The 15,161-nt window shown below is 69.6% G+C and carries 17 protein-coding genes; 1 reads left to right on the top strand and 16 read right to left on the bottom strand.

Annotation, left to right across the window (positions count from 1 at the left end):
- Positions 1 to 20 precede the first annotated feature (20 nt).
- Complete coding sequence (locus BJ998_RS25155; protein ID WP_184865412.1) at positions 21 to 2,012, bottom strand: ethylmalonyl-CoA mutase; 1,992 nt, start codon at positions 2,010 to 2,012, stop codon at positions 21 to 23.
- Between the two features lie 115 nt (positions 2,013 to 2,127).
- Positions 2,128 to 3,390 (bottom strand): UDP-N-acetylglucosamine 1-carboxyvinyltransferase, encoded by a 1,263-nt coding sequence (gene murA / locus BJ998_RS25150; RefSeq protein WP_184865410.1) that lies wholly within the window; start codon positions 3,388 to 3,390, stop codon positions 2,128 to 2,130.
- 79 nt (positions 3,391 to 3,469) lie between these two features.
- On the opposite strand from murA, the gene BJ998_RS25145 reads away from it, so the two are divergent.
- Entirely contained in the window at positions 3,470 to 4,042 is a 573-nt protein-coding gene (locus tag BJ998_RS25145; RefSeq protein ID WP_184865408.1) for a cob(I)yrinic acid a,c-diamide adenosyltransferase, read from the top strand.
- Positions 4,043 to 4,176: 134 nt separating this feature from the next.
- On the opposite strand, the gene BJ998_RS25140 is transcribed toward BJ998_RS25145, so the two are convergent.
- The 14 genes from BJ998_RS25140 to BJ998_RS25075 form a co-directional block, all read right to left on the bottom strand.
- On the bottom strand, positions 4,177 to 4,602 hold the full coding sequence (locus BJ998_RS25140) for a DUF2550 domain-containing protein (RefSeq protein WP_184865406.1): 426 nt from the start codon (positions 4,600 to 4,602) through the stop codon (positions 4,177 to 4,179).
- A 27-nt stretch (positions 4,603 to 4,629) separates the two neighbouring features.
- Complete coding sequence (locus BJ998_RS25135; RefSeq protein WP_184868921.1) at positions 4,630 to 4,986, bottom strand: F0F1 ATP synthase subunit epsilon; 357 nt, start codon at positions 4,984 to 4,986, stop codon at positions 4,630 to 4,632.
- Between the two features lie 271 nt (positions 4,987 to 5,257).
- Positions 5,258 to 6,682, bottom strand: coding sequence for a F0F1 ATP synthase subunit beta (atpD, locus tag BJ998_RS25130; RefSeq protein ID WP_184865404.1), 1,425 nt, complete (start codon positions 6,680 to 6,682; stop codon positions 5,258 to 5,260).
- Between the two features lies 1 nt (position 6,683).
- A complete protein-coding gene (locus BJ998_RS25125; RefSeq protein ID WP_184865402.1) occupies positions 6,684 to 7,574 on the bottom strand; it encodes a F0F1 ATP synthase subunit gamma in 891 nt (296 codons plus the stop codon).
- 6 nt (positions 7,575 to 7,580) lie between these two features.
- Positions 7,581 to 9,224: a F0F1 ATP synthase subunit alpha gene (gene atpA / locus BJ998_RS25120; protein WP_184865400.1), complete on the bottom strand. Its 1,644-nt coding sequence runs from the start codon at positions 9,222 to 9,224 to the stop codon at positions 7,581 to 7,583.
- A 53-nt stretch (positions 9,225 to 9,277) separates the two neighbouring features.
- Positions 9,278 to 10,096: a F0F1 ATP synthase subunit delta gene (locus BJ998_RS25115; RefSeq protein ID WP_184865398.1), complete on the bottom strand. Its 819-nt coding sequence runs from the start codon at positions 10,094 to 10,096 to the stop codon at positions 9,278 to 9,280.
- On the bottom strand, positions 10,096 to 10,635 hold the full coding sequence (gene atpF / locus BJ998_RS25110) for a F0F1 ATP synthase subunit B (RefSeq protein ID WP_184865396.1): 540 nt from the start codon (positions 10,633 to 10,635) through the stop codon (positions 10,096 to 10,098). The genes BJ998_RS25115 and atpF overlap by 1 nt, the downstream gene beginning before the upstream one ends.
- On the bottom strand, positions 10,635 to 11,156 hold the full coding sequence (locus BJ998_RS25105; protein ID WP_221338118.1) for a F0F1 ATP synthase subunit B: 522 nt from the start codon (positions 11,154 to 11,156) through the stop codon (positions 10,635 to 10,637). Before BJ998_RS25105 ends, atpF begins: the two co-directional genes overlap by 1 nt.
- Positions 11,157 to 11,161: 5 nt before the next feature.
- Positions 11,162 to 11,425, bottom strand: coding sequence for a F0F1 ATP synthase subunit C (locus tag BJ998_RS25100; protein ID WP_184865394.1), 264 nt, complete (start codon positions 11,423 to 11,425; stop codon positions 11,162 to 11,164).
- A 73-nt stretch (positions 11,426 to 11,498) separates the two neighbouring features.
- Positions 11,499 to 12,239 (bottom strand): F0F1 ATP synthase subunit A, encoded by a 741-nt coding sequence (atpB, locus tag BJ998_RS25095; RefSeq protein WP_184865392.1) that lies wholly within the window; start codon positions 12,237 to 12,239, stop codon positions 11,499 to 11,501.
- On the bottom strand, positions 12,236 to 12,649 hold the full coding sequence (locus BJ998_RS25090) for a hypothetical protein (protein ID WP_221338117.1): 414 nt from the start codon (positions 12,647 to 12,649) through the stop codon (positions 12,236 to 12,238). The genes atpB and BJ998_RS25090 overlap by 4 nt, the downstream gene beginning before the upstream one ends.
- 17 nt (positions 12,650 to 12,666) lie before the next feature.
- Positions 12,667 to 12,885 (bottom strand): AtpZ/AtpI family protein, encoded by a 219-nt coding sequence (locus tag BJ998_RS25085; RefSeq protein WP_184865391.1) that lies wholly within the window; start codon positions 12,883 to 12,885, stop codon positions 12,667 to 12,669.
- Between the two features lie 318 nt (positions 12,886 to 13,203).
- Positions 13,204 to 14,382, bottom strand: coding sequence for a glycosyltransferase family 4 protein (locus tag BJ998_RS25080; RefSeq protein WP_376775901.1), 1,179 nt, complete (start codon positions 14,380 to 14,382; stop codon positions 13,204 to 13,206).
- 107 nt (positions 14,383 to 14,489) lie between these two features.
- The gene (locus BJ998_RS25075) at positions 14,490 to 15,137 is read right to left on the bottom strand and encodes an L-threonylcarbamoyladenylate synthase (protein WP_184865389.1); all 648 of its coding nucleotides are present in this window, start codon (positions 15,135 to 15,137) and stop codon (positions 14,490 to 14,492) included.
- Positions 15,138 to 15,161 lie beyond the last annotated feature (24 nt).

The raw sequence follows: 15,161 nt of genomic DNA, 5'->3' as shown, positions 1-15,161 counted from the left end.
CGCTGCCGGGGCCCCTTCGCTCACAGGCTGTTCGCCTCGCGGATGACGTTGACGATCTCGTCCATGATCTGGGTCAGCTCGTAGTCCTTGGGCGTGAAGACCCGGGCCACGCCCCGCTCGGCCAGCGCGGCGGCGTCGTCGGGCGGGATGATGCCGCCGACGATCACCGGAACGTCGCCGGCGCCGGCCGCCCGCAGGCCCTCCACCACCGCCGGCACGACCTCCAGGTGCGAGCCGGACAGCACGGAGAGGCCGACGATGTGCACGTCCTCCTGCACGGCGGCGGCCACGATCTGCGCCGGCGTCAGCCGGATCCCCTGGTAGATCACCTCGAAGCCGACGTCGCGGGCGCGCACGGCAATCTGCTCGGCGCCGTTGGAATGGCCGTCCAGGCCGGGCTTGCCGACCAGGATCCGGAGCCGCTCGCCGAGCCGCTTCCCGGTCTCCTGCACGCGTTCCCGCACGGCGGCGATCGCCGAACCGGCCTCACCGACCGCGGCGGCGGCGGAAACCCCGGTGGGAGCGCGGTATTCGCCGAAGGCCTCGCGCAGCGCGGCCGCCCACTCGCCGGTCGTCACGCCGGCGCGGGCGCAGGCCAGGCTGGCCTCCATCAGGTTCTCGTCGGTCTTGGCGGCGTCCCGCAGCCCGACCAGCGCCGCCTCCGCCGCCGCGTTGTCCCGCGACGCGCGCCAGCGCTGCAGCGCCTCGATCGCGTGCTTCTCCACGGCCGGGTCGATGGTCTCGATGGCCTTCGCGCCCTCGGCCTGCAGCGGCGACGGCTCGCTGGTGTCGAACTTGTTCACGCCGACGATCACGTCCTCGCCGGCCTCCAGCCGCCGCCGGCGCTCGGCCAGCGAGCTCACCAGGGAGGACTTCATGTAGCCGTTCTCGACGGCGGCGACCGCGCCGCCCATGGCCTGCACGCGGTCGATCTCCTCGCGGGCGCCGGCCAGCAGTTCGTCCACCTTGGCCTGCACCACGTGCGAGCCGTCGAAGATGTCCTCGTACTCCAGCAGATCCGTCTCGTAGGCCAGCACCTGCTGCATGCGCAGGGCCCACTGCTGGTCCCACGGCCGCGGCAGCCCGAGCGCCTCGTTCCACGCCGGCAGCTGGATCGCCCGCGCGCGGGCGTTGCGGGACAACGACACCGCCAGCATCTCCAGCACGATGCGCTGCACGTTGTTCTCCGGCTGCGCCTCGGTCAGCCCGAGCGAGTTGACCTGTACCCCGTAGCGGAAGCGGCGCTGCTTGGGGTCGGCGATGCCGTAGCGGTCGCGGGTGATCTCGTCCCACAGCGCCGCGAACGCCCGCATCTTGCACATCTCCTCGACGAACCGCACGCCGGCGTTGACGAAGAAGGAGATGCGGGCGACCACGTCGCCCATCCGCTCGGCCGGCACCTGGCCGGAGTCGCGCACGGCGTCCAGCACGGCGATCGCCGTGCACATCGCGTAGGCGATCTCCTGCACCGGCGTCGCGCCGGCCTCCTGCAGGTGGTACGAGCAGACGTTGATCGGGTTCCACTTGGGCACGTTGGCCACGGTCCAGGCGACCATGTCGGTGATCAGCCGCAGGCTCGGCCCCGGCGGGAACACGTAGGTGCCGCGGGACAGGTACTCCTTGATGATGTCGTTCTGCGTGGTGCCGGCCAGCTTCGCGATGTCGGCGCCGTCCTCCTCGGCGACGCTGACGTACAGCGCGAGCAGCCACATCGCGGTGGCGTTGATGGTCATCGACGTGTTGGCGTCGGCCAGGGGGATCTGGTCGAACAGCTGCCGCATGTCGCCGATGTGCGCGATGGGCACGCCGACCTTGCCGACCTCGCCCTTGGCCAGCTCGTGGTCGGAGTCGTAGCCGGTCTGCGTGGGCAGGTCGAACGCCACCGACAGGCCGGTCTGTCCCTTGGCCAGGTTGCGCCGGTACAGGGCGTTGGACGCGGCCGCCGACGAGTGGCCGGCGTAGGTGCGCATCACCCACGGGCGGTCGCGGTCACGGTCGGTCGGGTACGGCACAGCCCACCTCCGGTCACTGGCGTCGACGCCGAGCCAGAAAAGATTGACCCAGCGTACTGGCCGGTAACCTTGATCTACCTGGTGGATTTGCTCACACGATCGGTTTAGATGGCCGTTACGCCTGCTCAGCCACCCGCTGGATGTTGGCGCCGAGGCGCTGCATGTTCTCCACGAACTGCGGGTAGCCGCGGTCGATGTGGAAGACGTCCCACACGTCGGTGACGCCGTCCGCGCACAGCGCGCCCAGCACCAGGCCCACGCCGGCGCGGATGTCGGAGGCCCACACCGGCGCCGCGGACAGCCGCTCCAGGCCGCGCACGACGGCGTGGTGGCCGTCGGTCCGGGCGTCCGCGCCCATCCGGACCATCTCCTCGATGAACCGGAACCGGGACTCGAACAGGTTCTCCGTGATCATCGACGTGCCGTCGGCGACCGCGGCCATGGCGATGGCGAACGGCTGCAGGTCGGTGGCGAAGCCCGGGTAGGGCAGCGTGACGAAGTCGACCGCCTTCGGCCGCTGGTTCATCACCACGCGGAAGCCGTTCTCCACCAGCGACACGTCCGCGCCGGCCATCCGCAGCTTCTCCAGCACGAGGTCGAGGTGGTGCGGGTCGACGCCGCGCACGGTGATGTCGCCGCGGGTGACAGCGGCGGCGAAGCCCCAGGTGGCGCCGACGATCCGGTCACCGATCACGCGGTGCTCGGTCGGCTCCAGCTTGCCGACGCCGTGCACGGTCAGCGTGGACGTGCCGGCGCCCTCGATCTTCGCGCCCATCTGCACCAGCATCGTGCAGAGGTCGATCATCTCCGGCTCGCGGGCGGCGTTGTCGATCACCGTCGTGCCGTTGGCCAGCACCGCCGCCATCAGGATGTTCTCGGTCGCCCCCACGCTGGGGAAGTCCAGCCAGATCTGCGCGCCGCGCAGGTCCTCGGCCTCGGCCACCACGCAGCCGTGCTCGATCGTGCTGGACGCGCCGAGCTGGCGCAGGCCGCTCTGGTGCATGTCCAGCGGCCGCTGGCCGATGGCGTCGCCGCCGGGCAGCGCCACCACGGCGCGCTTGCAGCGGCCCACCAGCGGGCCCAGCACGCAGACCGATGCGCGCAGCTTGCCCACCGACGAAGAGGTGGCCTCGTGGTTGAGCTGGGCCGGCGTGGTGATGGTGACCGTCGCGCCGTCCACCACGACGTCGCAGCCCAGGTCACGCAACACGTCCGCCATCAGCGGCACGTCCAGGATCTCCGGGCAGTTGGTGAGCGTGGTCGTGCCCTCGGCCAGCAGGGCCGCGGCCATCAGCTTGAGCACGCTGTTCTTGGCGCCGACGACGTCGACCGTGCCGACCAGCCGTGCCCCGCCCTCGACCGTGAAGTGCTCGCTCAACCTGTATCTCCTAGCGTCTTCGACCCGGCGGGAGCCGCCGACCATCGTACGGAAACGCGAAAGGCTCTATGGTCCGGGTATGTCCGTGCACCTGACCCGCATCTACACCCGTGTCGGCGACGACGGCACCACCGCGCTCGGCGACTTCAGCCGCGTGCCCAAGACCTCGCCCCGGCTGGCCGCCTACGCCGACGTCGACGAGACGAACGCGGCCATCGGGGTGGCCATCGCACTCGGTCAGTTGCCCGAGGAGCTCCCCGGGTTGCTTCGCAAGATCCAGAACGACCTGTTCGACGTCGGCGCCGACCTGTGCGCGCCGATCGTCCCCGATCCCAAGTACCCGCCGCTGCGGGTCACCCAGTCCTACATCGACCGGCTCGAGGGTTGGTGCGACCACTACAACGCCGACCTGCCCGACCTCACGTCGTTCATCCTCAACGGCGGCACGCCCGGCGCCGCGCTGCTGCACCAGGCCCGCACCGTCACGCGGCGGGCCGAACGCGCCACCTGGGCGCTGATCGAGGCCGAGCGGGAGCAGACCAACATCCTGGCGGCCAAGTACCTCAACCGCCTGTCCGACCTGCTGTTCATCCTCGCCCGCGTGGCCAACCCCGACGGGGATGTGCTGTGGGTGCGAGGCGCGAACGCATAAGAAACCCCCGCGAGTCGCGCTCTCAGGCAGCGCGAGTCGCGCTCTCGGGACGTTCGGCGCGTGGTTGCGTCGCGCGGTGGCGTCCCGAGAACGCGACTCTCAAGCCCGAGAACGCGACTCGCGTCCGGGGGTTGTCAGCTGGCCCAGGGGATGGCGCTGCCGGGTGGGGAGGACTCCAGCCAGGACAGGAAGCCGGTCATGGCGTCCACGCCCATGGCGATCTCGACGGTGCCGTCCGGGCCGTGGCAGCTGATCACCATGGAGCCCAGGGGCATCGAGTACGTCTCCGGGCCGGTCGGCTCGCGGCGGGCGTCGATCTCCAGGCCGTCGCGGCGGATCACCTTGTCCGGGCCCGACCGCACGGACAGCACCCGATACCAGACGAACTCGTCACCGCGGTAGCGGCCCACGCCCAGCTGCCATCCCCGACCGCTGTCGTCCTTGCGGCCCCGCAGGGCCACGTGCACGCCGCCGGCGCGCAACAGCCGTAGCCGGCGCCAGGCCAGCAGGCCCAGCCCCCCGGCCGTGACGACCAGGACCACTGCCACGATCCAAGTCATGTCCACGGCCCCGCCCGTCAGCCCGGCTCAGACCGTCTGGCCCGCGGCGCGCAGCTGGGCGGCTGCTCTGGTCCGCTCCGCCTCGTCGTCGCTGTCCAGGCCCGCTCGGGCGGCGTTGACGTCGATCTCGTCGGCGAGCTCCGCGGACTCGGCGAGAATGCTCACGCCCCGCTCGCTGATCGAGATGAAGCCGCCGTGCACGGCGGCGCGCACTACCTCGCCGCCGGTGGTGCGGATCTCCACGGCGTGGCCGTCGACCAGCTGGCCGAGCAGCGGGATGTGGCGAGGCAGGATGCCGATCTCGCCCTCGATCGTCCGCGCCAGCACCATCGTGGCCTGGCCCGACCACAGACGACGCTCGACGGCGACCAACTCGACGGACATCTCGGCCACGTTCATCTCCTTCGTCGACCTCGAGGACCGATTCTAACGGTTACAGCGTGTATTTGGCCGACGCCTTCGGCGCGGCCGGCTCGGCCCCTTTGGGGCCGACGCCTCGCCCTTGCCGAATTTCGAACGCCGCACCGGCTTCGTCGTGAGTCACGTCGAGTGGCGGCGTTCGAAATCCAGCAACCGGGCGAAACGTCGGCGGGGCCTCGCACTCTCCGCAGCCGGGGGTGCTGGGCTCAAGCCCAACACCCCCACCACACCAACCTCACTTGCCGGTGAGGTCCTTGTACTTCTTCTCCAGGTCCTCGAGGCCGCCGCACATGAAGAACGCCTGCTCGGGGTAGTGGTCGAACTCGCCCTTGGCGATCTTGTCGAACGCCTCGACGGTCTCCTTGAGCGGCACGGTCGAGCCGGGCTGACCGGTGAACTGCTCGGCGGAGTACATGTTCTGCGACAGGAAGCGCTCGATGCGGCGGGCCCGCTGCACCGTCACCTTGTCCTCTTCCGACAGCTCGTCGATGCCGAGGATGGCGATGATGTCCTGCAGGTCCTTGTACTTCTGCAGCAGCCGGACGACCTCGCGGGCGACCCGGTAGTGCTCCTCGCCGACGATCGCCGGGTTGAGGATGGTCGAGGTGGACACCAGCGGGTCCACCGCGGGGAAGATGCCCTTGGAGAACACCACACGGGAGAGCTCGGTGGTGGCGTCCAGGTGGGCGAAGGTGGTGGCCGGCGCCGGGTCGGTGTAGTCGTCGGCGGGCACGTAGATCGCCTGCATCGAGGTGATCGACCGGCCACGGGTCGAGGTGATGCGCTCCTGGAGCTCACCCATCTCGTCGGCCAGCGTCGGCTGGTAACCCACGGCGGAGGGCATGCGGCCGAGCAGCGTCGACACCTCGGAACCGGCCTGGGTGAACCGGAAGATGTTGTCGATGAACAGCAGCACGTCCTGGTTCTGCACATCGCGGAAGTACTCCGCCATGGTCAGCGCGGACAGCGCGACGCGAAGACGGGTGCCCGGCGGCTCGTCCATCTGACCGAAGACCAGGGCGGTGTCGTTGATGACGCCGTCCTCGGTCATCTCCAGGATCAGGTCGTTGCCCTCACGGGTGCGCTCGCCGACGCCGGCGAACACCGAGGTGCCACCGAAGTTCCGGGCGACACGGATGATCATCTCCTTGATGAGCACCGTCTTGCCCACGCCCGCGCCGCCGAACAGGCCGATCTTGCCACCCTGCACGTACGGGGTGAGCAGGTCGATCACCTTGAGGCCGGTCTCCAGCATCTCGGTGCGGCCCTCGAGGGCGTCGAACGCCGGCGCCTTGCGGTGGATGCCCCAGTGCTCGGCGTCCTTGGCGTGGCCCGGCTCGTCCAGGCACTCGCCCAGCGCGTTGAACACGTGGCCCTTGACGATGTCGCCGACCGGCACCGAGATCGGCTTGCCGGTGTCGGTGACCGCGTGGCCGCGGACCAGACCGTCGGTGGGCTGCATGGAAATGGTGCGGACCAGGTTGTCACCCAGGTGCTGGGCGACCTCCAGGGTCAGCACGCGGTTGATGCCGGCCGTGTCGACCTGCACGTTGAGGGCGTTGAACAGCTCGGGCACCGCGCCACGCGGGAACTCGACGTCGACGACGGCGCCGAGGACGCGAGCGATGCGGCCGGTGGAGCTGGCGGTAGCGGTAGTCATCTCACTCATCACTTCCTGCGGCTGCGAGGGCGTTGGCGCCACCGACGATCTCGCTGATCTCCTGGGTGATCTGGGCCTGGCGGGCCGCGTTGGCCTGGCGGCTGTAGTCGCGGAGCAGTTCGTTGGCGTTGTCCGTGGCCGCCTTCATCGCCCGCTGGCGGGAGGCCAGCTCGGACGCCGCCGCCTCCAACAGCGCCGAGAACAGGCGCGTGTTGATGTACTTGGGCAGCAGCGCGCCGAGCAGCTGCTCGGCCTCGGGCTCGAACTCGTACGAGGTGCGCGACGTGGTCGGCTCCTCGGCGTACTCGACCTCGAGCGGCGCGACCTGCTTGGCCACCGGGCTCTGCGTCAGCATGGACTTGAACTCGGTGTACACCACGTGCACCTCGTCCACGCCCTCCTCGGACATGAACGACTCCACCAGCGCCGAGCCGGCCTCCGCCGCGGTGGCGTAGTTCGGCTGGTCGGACACGCCGTACCAGGACCCGGCCAGCTCCCGGTTGCGGAAGCCGTAGTACGTCATGCCCTTGCGGCCGATGACGTACAGCACCGGGGTCTTGCCCTGCTCGCGCAGCAGCGACTGCAGTTCCTCGGCGCGCTTGAGCACCGAGGAGTTGTAGGCGCCGCACATGCCCTTGTCACTGGTCACGACGAGCACCGCGGCCCGCTTCGGCTCCGGCCGGGCCACCAGCAGCGGGTGGTCCAGCGTGGAGACGGTGGCGAGCTCGGTCAGCGCACGGGTGATCTCCTCGGCGTACGGCCGGGACGCGGCCATCCGCTGCTGCGCCTTGGGCAGGCGCGAGGTCGCGATCAGCTCGTAGGCACGGGTGATCTTCTGGGTGGACTGGACCGCCCTGATCTTCTGCCTGAGAACTCGAAGCTCAGCTGCCATGGGTCGTCACTTCTTCGCCGGCGCGGGCCGGTTCACGTGCACGGACTCGTGGCCGACCTCGTCCTCGCCCAGCGCGTCGGCCGGGTGCTCGACCACCGAGGAGCCGTCGGAGGCGGTGAAGCCCTTCTTGAACGTGGCGATGGCCTTGACCAGGCGCTCCTCGTTCTCCTCCGAGAGGTCCCTGCTGTCGCGGATGTCGGCGAGGATGCCGGCCTCGTTGTGCCGCAGGTGCTCCAGGAAGTCGGTCTCGAAGCGGCGGATGTCCTCCACCGGCACCGAGTCCAGGTGGCCGCGGGTGCCCAGGAAGATGGACGCGACCTGCTCCTCGACCGGGAACGGGCTGTAGGCGGGCTGCTTGAGCAGCTCGTACAGCCGCGCGCCGCGGGCCAGCTGGGCCTTGGACACGTCGTCCAGGTCGGAGGCAAAGGCGGCGAACGCCTCCAGCTCCCGGTACTGGGACAGGTCCAGACGCAGCGAACCGGCGACCTTGCGCATGGCCTTGATCTGGGCGGAGCCACCGACCCGGGAGACCGACACACCGACGTTGACCGCCGGGCGCTGGCCCTGGTTGAACAGGTCGGACTCCAGGAAGCACTGGCCGTCGGTGATGGAGATGACGTTGGTCGGGATGTAGGCCGAGATGTCGTTGGCCTTCGTCTCGATGATCGGCAGACCGGTCATCGAGCCCGCGCCCAGGTCGTCGGACAGCTTCGCGCAGCGCTCCAGCAGGCGGGAGTGCAAGTAGAAGACGTCGCCCGGGTAGGCCTCGCGGCCCGGCGGGCGGCGCAGCAGCAGCGAGATGGCCCGGTAGGCCTCCGCCTGCTTGGTCAGGTCGTCGAACACGATCAGGACGTGCTTGCCCTGGTACATCCAGTGCTGGCCGATGGCCGAGCCGGTGTACGGGGCCAGCCACTTGAAGCCGGCCGGGTCGGACGCCGGGGCGGCGACGATGGTGGTGTACTCCAGCGCGCCCGCGTCCTCCAGCGCCGTCTTCACGGCGGCGATGGTGGAGCCCTTCTGGCCGATGGCGACGTACACGCAGCGCACCTGCTGCTTGGGGTCGCCGCTCTCCCAGGCCTGCTTCTGGTTGATGATCGTGTCGACGCAGACCGTGGTCTTGCCGGTCTTGCGGTCACCGATGATCAGCTGCCGCTGGCCCCGGCCGATCGGCGTCTGCGAGTCGATCGCCTTGATGCCGGTCTGCAGCGGCTCCTTCACCGGCTGGCGCTGCATCACGGTCGCGGCCTGCAGCTCGAGGACGCGCTCGTCGTCGTTCACGATGTCGCCGAGGCCGTCGATGGGCTGGCCGAGCGGGTTCACCACGCGGCCGAGGAAGCCGTCGCCGACCGGCACCGACAGAACCTTGCCGGTCCGCTTGACCTCCTGCCCCTCCTCGATCGACTCGTAGCCGCCGAGGATGACGGCGCCGATCTCGCGCACGTCCAGGTTGAGCGCGACACCGAGGATGCCGCCCGGGAACTCCAGCAGCTCGTTGGTCACAGCGGAAGGCAGGCCCTCGACAAAGGCGATGCCATCACCCGTCGCGGTGACGGTGCCGACCTCTTCCCGGTTGACGTCCGGGGAGTAGCTGGAGACGTAGTTCTCGATCGCACTGCGGATCTCGTCCGACGAGATCGTCAGCTCCGCCATGTCGTTCCTGCTCTCACTTCGCTCTGGGCATCTCTTGCAGTTTGGGAGCCGACTCAGCCGGCCAGTTCACGTCGCAGCAGGTCGAGCTGGCCGGCGACGCTGCCGTCGATGACCTCGTCCCCGACCCTGACCACCAGTCCGCCGCGCACCGCCGGGTCGACCTCGACGTGCGGCACGACCTGGCGGCCGTAGACCCGCTGCAGGGCGGTAGCCAGCCGGTCCACCTGCGCGGCGGTCAGCTCGACGGCGGACCGCACGTAGGCGACGGAGCGCTCGCGGCGCCGGGCGGCGACCGCGGTGAGCTCCTCGAGGCCGGCGACGATGTCGCGGCCTCGCGGCGTGGTCACCAGCTGGCGGACCAGGATCTCGGTGACCGGCTCGACCTTGCCGGCGACCAGCGAGTCGATGAGCTCGGCCTTGCCGGCGGCGTTCCCGCCGCTCGCGCCGAGCACCTGCGCCAGCTCGGTCTGACCGGCGATGATCCGGCCGAGCCGGAACAGCTCGTCCTCGACCGCGTCCAGTCGGTTGCCCCGCTCCGCGCGCACCAGCAACGCGGTGCGGGCCAGCGACTCCAGGCCGTCCAGCAGCTCGCGAGCGCTGGACCAGCGGGCCGTGACGGCCGCGGACAGCACCTTGAGCGTGCCCTCGCCGACCTTGGCGCCGAGCAGGCCCCTGACCAGACCCTCGCGGGCCGCCGGATCGGACGCGGGGTCCGAGACGGCGCGGCGCAGCGCGTGCTCGTCGATCAGCAGCCGCACGACGGCGAACAGCTCCTCGCCCAGCGTCACCAGACCCTGGTCGTCGGCGCCGTCGATGACGTCCAGCAGCCGCAGCTCGGCGGCCGCGAGCGCCTCACGACTTGCGGCGTGCATCAGCTCTCTCCCTTGCTCGCGACCAGCGACGGCTCGGAGGTCGCCGCCTCGTCACGGGCGGACATCGCGTCCAGCTCGTCCAGGAACCGGTCGACGGTGGCGCTGCGGGCGCCGGCGTCGGCCAGGTGCTCCTCGACCAGGCGGTCGGCCACCGCGACCGACCGCTGACCGAGGTAGGCGTGCAGCTCGCGCATCAGGGACTGGCGGCGGTTGGCGAGTTCCTCCTCGCCGCGCTGCCTGATCCGCTCGACCTCGCGGTCGGCCTGCGCGCGCATCTCCTCGACGATCCGCTGCGCGTCCGCACGCGCGTTGTCGCGGATCTTCGCGGCCTCCTCGCGCGCCTCGACCAGCGCGTCGGCGTACTTCGCCTCCGCGACGGCCAGCCGCTTCTCGGTCTCCTGGGCCCGCTCGATCTGGGCCCGGATGGTCTCCTGCTGAGCCCGCATCGCCTTGCGCGCCGGCGGCACGATGTACCGCACGACGAAGAAGACGATGATCGCGAACGCGAAGAGCTCAGCGATGTACTCGGCCACGCCCATCAGCCGTTCCCCTCCAGCTCGCCGAGAATGCGGTCCACGTTGGCGTTGCCGCGCGCCGCCGGGGCGAGCTCGCCGCCGACGACCCGCCCGGCCAGCGCCGTGGACAGCTCACCGACATGCGTGCGCAGCTCGGCGACGACCTGAGCGCGCTGCGCGGCCAACTGCTCGTCGCCGCGCTGCACGATCTGGTCGGCCTCGGCCTGCGCCCGCTGCCGCATCTCGTCCAGGATGCGCTGGCCCTCGGCCCGCGCGGTGTCCCGGATCGACGCGGACTCGGCACGGGCCTCGGCCAACGCCTCGTTGTACTTCGCTTCGGCCTGCTCGAAGCGCTCGGCAGCCTGGCGCGACTGCTCGGCCTCCTTGCGGACCATGTCCTCGCGGTCCTTCAGCGCCTTCTGCACCGGCGGCAGCACGAAGCGCCAAATGACCAGCAGGACGATGGCGAAGATGATGAGCTCGCCGATGAAGGTGCCGTTGGGAATGAGGAAGTTGTCCCCAGCCGCGAGAACCTCGTCATGCATGGAGATCAGGCCCCACTACCCGGCTGGGAGAACACGATCAGGGCCATGAAGGCGAGGTTGATGAAGTACGCGGCCTCGACCAGACCGACGGTGATGAAGAACGGGAGGAAGAGGCGGCCCTGGGCCTCCGGCTGGCGGGCGACGCCGGCGATGAACTGGCTACCAGCGATACCGTCACCGATACCGGCGCCGATCGCGCCACCACCGAGGATGAGACCGCCACCGATGTAGGCACCAGCCGCGATGATGGCCTGGTTGATGTCAGCCATGACTCTCCTAATCGAGTATTTCTTTGACGCCTGTGGTGAATGTCAGACTAGGTCAAGCAGTGAACCGTCGGAATCAGTGGTGCTCCTCCGGCAGTTCCGTCGCCTGGCTGAAGTAGAGGATCGTCAGCAAGGAGAAGATGAAAGCCTGGATCAGTCCGACGAACAGGTCGAAGAGCTTCCAGACCACGTTCGGCGCCCACAGGATGTAGGACGGGAACATCGCCATGATCAGGGACACCATGATGGTGCCGCCGAACACGTTGCCGAAGAGTCGCAGCGAGAGCGAGATCGGCTTGGCCAGCTCCTCGACGATGTTGATCGGCGCGAGGAAGGAGACGTGGCCCTTGACCAACTGCACCGCGTGACGGCCGGCGCCACGGCGGCGCGCGCCGGCGACGTGGTACCAGACGAACACGAGGATCGCCAGCGCGTAGGTGAAGTTGGCGTCCGACGCGGGCGGCGGGATGAAGTCGTGGCCACCGATCTGCACCGGCAGCACGGCGATCCAGTTGGCCACCAGGATGTACAGGAACAGCGACATCGCCAGCGGCACCACGAACGGCGCGATCTTCAGGCCGATGATGTTGTCCACCTGCTGGCGCACCGCGCCGGTGATCGTCTCGAAGAACAGCTGGACGCCGCCGGGCACGCCCGAGGTGATCTTGGCCCGCAGCGTGAACGCGAGAACGATCAGCACCGCGGCGGCGACCGCGCTGGCCAGCAACGTGTCACCGTTGAACGTCAGGCCGAACAGCTCGAACCGGAAAAGGTGCTGTCCGATCTCGATCTCAGACGCGGCAAGATTTTGCGTCATTGCTGGCGAAGCCCCTTCACTGCCGATGCCGAGGTGCTGGCGATCATGATGAGCTGGAAGACCGCGAGGCCGAGGAAGATGCCGATGCCGTCCGGCCGCACGAACAGGCCGACGCCGAGCGCGATCGCGGTGATGATGGCGAGACGGCCGAGCGCGGAGAAGGCGAGCGCCTTCTTGTTCGGGTTCTCGGTGATCGTCACCTTGCCGACCGAACGCTGGACGAGGCGGGTGTTGAGCAACCCCAGCGCGAGACCGACGACGCCGAAGACCCCCATCAGAATGTGGCCCAGCAGACCCGACGCGACGAGCGCCAGGACTCCCATCGCGGCCGCCATCAACAACGGGCGACGCAGATCGATGACACGCTGGACGTGGATGGGAGTGGGCGACGCAGCTTCCCCGGCTGACATGCTTTTCCCCTCGAACCTCATTGTTTCAGGAACTTGCGCAGCTTGGCGTAGGCGAAAATCCAGGCGCTGGCCATGCCTATTGCCAAGCCGATGAACACGAAGACCGGAACGGTGTGCAGGAGCGAGTCCAACCACCATCCGAGTCCCACTCCGCCGACAACCAGGACCACGACCGTGGAGCCGATGCCGATCAGGCTCGCCACGCTCGGGCGACCACTGGGCTGGTTGGCGGACATGACAGACGGCTGTCGCTATCCCGCGATGGGCGCGGAGGAATGACGTGCAGTCAAGGGCAGCTCCTCGTCGTAGCGGCGCCGTCCGAGCTTTGTGTCGGCCGTGACCTCGGATCTCCGGGCGGTCACTGGGTCGGCAGGTCTCCGTCGTTCGGAGACACGGCGAACGCTACCACAGGGTACGGACGCCACTGCCACGGGCCCTCAGAGACGGGCTCGTGGTGCGTCCAGCGAGTCTGCAACCCCAAGGACTATACGCGCGCCCGCAAGCTCGGGTTCGGCAATTCCCTGGGGCGCCTTGACAATTCGCCCGATATGGACCTAGTTGCCGCGTGCGGCGGCACGGGCCGCCTTCAGCCGCGGCACCGCGGACACCCCCAGCGCGAGCAGCAGACCAGCGGCGACGCCGAACACCACGACCTCGACGGGCGCGAAGGCCAGCGCGACCGCGCCGAAGGCGAGCAGTCCCGCCCACAGGTAGATCAGCAGCACCGCGCGGCGCTGCGAGTGCCCGATCTCCAGGAACCGGTGGTGCAGGTGCATCTTGTCGGCGCTGCCGATGCTCAGGCCCTTCCGGGTGCGCCGGATGATCGCCATGACCAGGTCCAGCAGCGGCACGAACAGCACCGCCGCCACGACGATCAGCGGCGTCAGCAGCGCGATCAGGTCGCGCGGGTCGGCCACCGAGTAGTTCAGGTCGCCGGCCTGCGAGGTGCTGGCCGCGGCCAGCATCAGGCCGATCAGCATGGAGCCGGAGTCGCCCATGAAGATCTTGGCCGGGTTGAAGTTGTGCGGCAGGAACCCCAGGCACGCCCCGGCCAGCGCGGCCGAGATCAGGGCCGGCGGGTACAGGTGCGCGTCGCCGTTGCGCTGGTCGAGCAGCCCCAGGGAGAACGCGCAGGTGGCCGCCGCGGCGATGAAGCCGATGCCGGCGGCCAGGCCGTCGAGGCCGTCCACGAAGTTCATCGCGTTGACCATGGTGACGGTCAGCAGCATGGTCAGCAGCGCGCCCTGGCTCGGCCCCAGCACGAGCACCGAGCCGTAGCTGCCGTTCAACCCGTCCCACGGCACCCAGAACGCCAGCCACTGCACGCCGAACAGCACCAGGATGCCGGCCGCGGTGACCTGGCCGGCCAGCTTGGTCAGCGAGTCCAGCTCGAACCGGTCGTCGATCGCGCCGACCAGCGTGATCAGCAGGCCGGCCAGCACCACCGCCCACGGCGCCCACGAGTACGTGTACGCGACCCGCAGCACCGGCAGCTGGTGCGCCAGCAGCATCGCCGCCAGCACGCCCGCGTACATCGCCAGCCCGCCCATCCGCGGGACCGGCGTGACGTGCACGTCGCGGGCGCGCGGGTTGGCCACCGCGCCGAGCCGGATCGCCACCACCCGGACCAGCCCGGTCAGCAGGAACGTCACCGCGGCGGCGGTGAGCCCGACGAGGAGGTACTCCCGGACGGGCAGCAGGCCGGCCGCTGAGGTCGGCAACGGAGTACCCACGGCGCGCTGTCGCTCCTTGTGCGGCGAAGAGGAAAAGTGGTGGCTACAACGCTACCGCCATCCGTGTGGTGCCCGGTCCGGGGGCTAGTTGATCTCAGGGCTGGTTGTCACCGTGTGACGACGTCCTCGCCCAGCACCTCGTTCAGCTCGGCGATGGTGACCGCGCCTTCCCGCAGCACCAACGGCTGCGCGCCGGTGAGGTCCAGGATCGTCGACGCCACGCCCTTGTCGGCGGTGCCGCCGTCCAGGTACACCGCCACCGAATCGGCCAGCTGCGCCTGCGCGTCCGCCGCCGTCGTCGCCGGCGCGTGGCCGCTTCGGTTGGCGCTGGACACCGCCATCGGGCCCACTTCACGCAGCAGCTCGATCGCCACCGGGTGCAGCGGCATCCGCAGCATCACCGTGCCGCGCGTCTCGCCCAGGTCCCAGTTCAGCGACGGGGCGTGGTTGAGCACGAGCGACAGGCCACCCGGCCAGAACGCCTCGATCAGCTGGCGGGCCTGTGTCGGCACGGAGAAGACCAGGCCGTCGATCGTCTGCCAGGAGCCGACCAGCACCGGGATCGGCATGTCCGGCCCGCGCCCCTTGGCCTCCAGCAGCGACCGCACCGCCGCCGCGTCGAACGCGTCGCAGCCGATGCCGTACAGCGTGTCCGTGGGCAGCACCACCAGACGGCCCGAGCGGACCGCGCCCGCAGCCGCGGCCAGCCCCGCCTCGCGGCTGTCCTGCCGGGAACAGTCATAAACAGTGCTCACGGCGGACGATGTTTTCACAGTGCC

The organism is Kutzneria kofuensis (assembly GCF_014203355.1).
GTDB classification, from domain to species: Bacteria; Actinomycetota; Actinomycetes; order Mycobacteriales; family Pseudonocardiaceae; genus Kutzneria; species Kutzneria kofuensis.
Note: the sequence above shows the minus strand (reverse complement) of the source record. Positions and strands in the feature narration are given on the sequence as shown.